Source organism: Pseudomonadota bacterium (assembly GCA_039714795.1).
GTDB lineage: Bacteria > Pseudomonadota > Alphaproteobacteria > JAGOMX01 > JAGOMX01 > JBDLIP01.
The window spans coordinates 1-4,516 of sequence record JBDLIP010000130.1; the positions used below are offsets into that span (position 1 = coordinate 1).

4 protein-coding genes are annotated in these 4,516 nt (G+C 46.8%); all 4 read right to left on the bottom strand.

Annotation, left to right across the window (positions count from 1 at the left end):
* Positions 1–47: 47 nt before the first annotated feature.
* Genes ABFQ95_07700 through dnaX form a run of 4 tightly spaced genes read right to left on the bottom strand, consistent with a single transcriptional unit; the run spans position 48 to position 3,878 of the window.
* Positions 48–1,310, bottom strand: a complete 1,263-nt coding sequence (locus ABFQ95_07700) for a replication-associated recombination protein A (protein ID MEN8237404.1) — start codon at positions 1,308–1,310, stop codon at positions 48–50.
* Positions 1,294–1,899, bottom strand: coding sequence for a recombination mediator RecR (gene recR / locus ABFQ95_07705; GenBank protein MEN8237405.1), 606 nt, complete (start codon positions 1,897–1,899; stop codon positions 1,294–1,296). Before recR ends, ABFQ95_07700 begins: the two co-directional genes overlap by 17 nt.
* A gap of 9 nt (positions 1,900–1,908) precedes the next feature.
* Entirely contained in the window at positions 1,909–2,226 is a 318-nt protein-coding gene (locus tag ABFQ95_07710; GenBank protein ID MEN8237406.1) for a YbaB/EbfC family nucleoid-associated protein, read from the bottom strand.
* A 2-nt stretch (positions 2,227–2,228) separates the two neighbouring features.
* The gene (gene dnaX / locus ABFQ95_07715) at positions 2,229–3,878 is read right to left on the bottom strand and encodes a DNA polymerase III subunit gamma/tau (protein ID MEN8237407.1); all 1,650 of its coding nucleotides are present in this window, start codon (positions 3,876–3,878) and stop codon (positions 2,229–2,231) included.
* Positions 3,879–4,516 lie beyond the last annotated feature (638 nt).

Genomic DNA, 4,516 nt, shown 5'->3' on the forward strand with positions numbered 1-4,516 from the left:
TTGGTCTCCATAGTTACACACTAGAGAGCGGAATCTTGGAAGTTAAACTAACTCCCTATAGGTTTTACGTCCAATTCCACTTGAAACGTCGAAGAGCCATAAAATTCAAGAGACTCCAGTTCCTCGGGAAAATAGTTCTGTCCTGAAAAGCCAAGCGGCGTATCGTGATCGTAAACATACCCCTTGCCATAGTCTTGTTTCTGCATCAATTGGGTTGGGGCATTCAAGATATGCTTAGGCGGCATCAGTGACCCTGATTTTCTAGCTGTTTGAAAAGCCTGTTTCATAGCAACATAAGCACTGTTTGATTTAGGGGCTGTGGCTAAATAAATCACAGCTTGAACGATAGCCAGCTCACCTTCAGGAGATCCCAAAAAGTGATACGCCTCTTTGGCCAACAGGGACTGTTGCAAGGCATTTGGATCAGCAAGGCCCACATCTTCACTGGCAAAACGGACCAAGCGGCGGATGATGAATAGGGGATCTTCACCTGCAACCAGCATGCGCGCGAGCCAATAAAGAGAAGCTTGTACATCTGATCCGCGCATGGATTTATGTAGAGCACTGATCAGGTTGTAGTGTCCATCCTGACCCTTATCATAGATTGGGCGGCGGCGTTCAAACAGCTGCAAAAGTTTTGGAGTGTCTAACAACTCAGTTTGCTCAAGAGCAAAGAGCTCTTCGCAAAGATTCAAAAGATGCCTGCCATCACCATCCGCCATGGCACAAATGGTTTGCCTGGCATCGGTGGTAAGAGGGAGCACAGACTCTTTTAATTGCTCTGCTTTCTTTAAAAGTTCTTCCAAACCATCACTTTCAAGGCGCTTGAGCACCACGACTCTACAGCGAGAAAGCAGAGCGCCATTGAGTTCAAAAGATGGGTTTTCCGTGGTAGCACCAATAAGGATGATGCTACCCTCTTCGATGTAGGGCAGAAAAAGATCTTGCTGGGCCCGGTTAAATCGGTGAATTTCATCGACCAACAGCACAGTCTTTTTCCCGGCTTGGTGCGCTTTTTGCGCTTGTCTGAAAAGCGAACGCAGCTCGACAGCGCCGCTAGCAACAGCTGAAACACTTGCAAAAAGGCTACCATTTTCTCGAGAGAGGATACGGGCAATGGTGGTTTTGCCACATCCGGGAGGACCCCAGAAAATGAGTGACGGAACGTGTCCCTCTTTCAGCAGACGGGTCAGCATGCCCTCAGATCCCAACACATGAGCTTGCCCGACGACTTCAGACAGATACTGTGGGCGCAAGCGGTCGGCAAGGGGCCGATGCGGGCTTGAGTCTTCCTTAGGCAAGTTGTGCATTGAGTGCGCGGCGCGAGTTAAGAGCTGTCGTTATGGTGCCGTCATCCAAATAATCAAGTTCACCACCAAGGGGGACGCCGTGAGCGATAGCGCTGACTTCGACACCGGTAGGGCTCAGACGATCCATAACGTAGTGAGCCGTGGTTTGCCCGTCAATCGTTGCACTGAGTGCAAGAATCACTTCGCTGACTTCAGAATGAGCGACTCGTTGTACAAGTGATCCAATTCTTAAGTCTTGCGGTCCCTTACCATCAAGAGCTGAAAGTGTGCCACCCAGAATGTGGTAACTCCCTTTAAAACTAGCAGACCGCTCAAGCGCCCAAAGATCTGTGACGTCTTCAACAACACACAAAACCGATGGGTCACGACGGGGATCTTGACACAGGGCGCATGGGTCTTGTGTGTCAATATTGCGGCAGATGGCACATTCCTTAACCACGGTTAAGGTGTGAGTCATCGATTGGACAAGTGGTTTGAGAAGATTTTGTTTGTTCTTAAGCAAATGTAGAGCCACACGCCGACCCGAACGCGGCCCAAGGCCGGGTAGCTTGCTGATCAAACGAATGAGTTCCTGGATTTCTGGGCCCATACTTTTTCGCTAAAAAGGAAGGTTGTCCGGCAAAGCCATACCTCCTGTGACCTTGGACATTTCATCAGCGGCCATGGACTCAGCTTTAGATTTAGCGTCACTGACAGCAGCGATGATTAAATCTTCCAACATTTCAACGTCGTCCGCGTCAACAATACTAGGGTCCAATTTGAGTTTTTGTAACTCGCCTTTACCGTTGACGGTGGCTGTGACCATCCCTCCTCCAGCTTTACCGTCAACCACAAGGTCAGCTAGTTTCTCCTGGGCAGCAATCATCTTTTCTTGCATTTCTTGCGCTTGCTTCATAATGTTTTTAAAATTTTTCATCACTATCCTCTTGCTGCGTGAGTGGGTTCAACGGATTGTATTGCGGCACCTGGAAATGCCTCTAAAGCTTTTGCCACCAACGGATCTTTTGCGGTTTCAGCAAAAATCTTTTCCTTCTTCGTTTCATTTTGTTCAAAAAGTGTAGGCATTCCCTCTTGTGTGGAAACAATGACGTCCCAATGCACATTTGTCCACTGTTTTAATAACTGGCCCAAGCGTTTGGGTAAACTCTGAGGCGCTTTGTCATTGAGTCGCATTTCAATTTTGCCAGGGGCGTAGCTGACTAAGTGCACATTGTTTTTTAAGTGCGCCAATACTAGGGGTTCCCTTTGTTTGGCGATAAAATCAACAACTTCAACGAAAGTTTTTGGTAAATTCGATGCAGCATTATTATCAGATTGCACTGTTTGTGGTTTGACCGTCTCCGATTTACCCATGTCTGGTTTGGTTGGCTGTTGCGGAATCGATACAACGTTCTTTGCAGGCGCATTTTGTATGAGCGATTCAAAAGAAGGCAAAGTACTGGCATAGACAAGTCGCAAAATCACCATCTGACAGGCTTGCTGAGGCACTGGGGCACTTTGGGCTTCGTGGAGTCCTTTCAAAGTAATTTGCCACAGACGATTAAGCGTTGGCATGGTAAGAGACTGTGCCAAATTCTGTGCTTCAGTATGATCAATTGCAGGTATGGAGGAGGCGTTAGCGGCGGCAGAAACGTTCAATAGTGTAAGCCCATGGATCATCTCAAGCAGGTCATTTAAGAGGGTGAGTGGGTCAGTACCGATACTATAAAGCTCTTGTACCAGATCCAATACCGGTTGTGTTTCGCCCTTAATAATCGCCTTGAGAAGTGTAAAGAGCTTGCCAGCTTCAGCCAGTCCCAGCATATCGCTGGCACTTTGGGCCGTGACCTTGCCATCGCTTAGAGCAATAGCTTGGTCTAAAAGCGAGAGTCCATCTCGACCTGATCCGTCGGCAGCACGCGCTAGTAGGGTAATTGCTTTTTCGTCCGCTTGAACTTTTTCCTGTTTGCAAACCCAAGTCAGATGTTTTTGCAAGGTTTCAAGATCCCAACGTCTGAGTTCAAAACACATGCAACGGGAGATTACGGTTTTGGGAACTTTTTGAACTTCAGTGGTGGCAAAGATAAACTTCACATGTGCGGGTGGCTCTTCCAAGGTTTTCAAGAGAGCATTAAAGGCACTTTTGGAGAGCATGTGCACTTCATCGATAATGTAAACCTTGTATTGAGAGGAGACAGGTTTGTATTTTGCATTTTCGATGATCTCGCGAATGTCTTCAACACCCGTGCGACTGGCTGCATCCATTTCAATTACGTCAATATTACGATCTTGGCCAATCGTTTGGCAGCTATCACAAGCGCCACAAGGGTCTGGAGCAGCTGTGACGTCACGCCCGGTACAGTTGAGGGCTCGCGCTAAAATACGCGCGGTTGTGGTTTTGCCGATACCGCGAATGCCTGTCAGTAAAATAGCATGCGGCAACTTTCCTGCTTTAAGGCCATTTGTAAGAACGCGTACCAACACATCTTGACCGACCAAGTCAGCAAATTTGGTGGGACGGTATTTACGTGCCGAAACGCGGTACTCGTCCACCTTGGGTGAGGTTTTGTAATCTGGCTGCGAACTCATGCTACTTTCAAAAATGGTTGGGTTAGCCTACTAAGGATTGCTTAGCATACCCTATGGGGAAGGACAAGTGGCCTAAATGTCTCTGGATTACAGCTAAGGAATGCAAGCGAAATAACTTCCAATTTTATGCGTGCTTTAACCTGAATTTGATTAAAAAAATCTTTTGATTTCAATAACTTTATCTAAAAATTGGAGCCTATCGGATTATTTTGGTTTTTTGCTATTGATTTTCACACACATTTAGCGTTAACCTGATCAGACGTGACGGAAAGGTTGGGTAACCTAACCGCCACTACCACTGCCGGATCTAACCCGATCCAGCCAATGGTAATGACAATGTAGTGCTTTTGCTCCTGTTTGCCAACACATGTTTGTGTTGGCGGCTGCCTGTTTTTGGCTAAAGGTCTGCTTTCATCTAGACCTTTTGGAGCAAGATCTATGTCGTAACTGTTTACTGGCTTGAGGTTTGTGGGAACCCCGGGGGGGCTGCCTAGTAAAAGTTATTACAATGGTATAGTGCCCCCCCAGTTTCTTACTTCCTTAGGACGCTAGGAAAAATAACATTTACAATTTGAATAAAATGCCCTACATAATGTATGCATGATCGATGTTGAAAATCAAGAAAAATTTATTCGCCA

Coding starts and splice junctions, on each gene's coding strand:
- ABFQ95_07700 (MEN8237404.1), bottom strand. CDS start 1,310: ATGCACAACTTGCCTAAGGAAGACTCAAGCCCGCATCGGCCCCTTGCC.
- recR (MEN8237405.1), bottom strand. CDS start 1,899: ATGGGCCCAGAAATCCAGGAACTCATTCGTTTGATCAGCAAGCTACCC.
- ABFQ95_07710 (MEN8237406.1), bottom strand. CDS start 2,226: ATGAAAAATTTTAAAAACATTATGAAGCAAGCGCAAGAAATGCAAGAA.
- dnaX (MEN8237407.1), bottom strand. CDS start 3,878: ATGAGTTCGCAGCCAGATTACAAAACCTCACCCAAGGTGGACGAGTAC.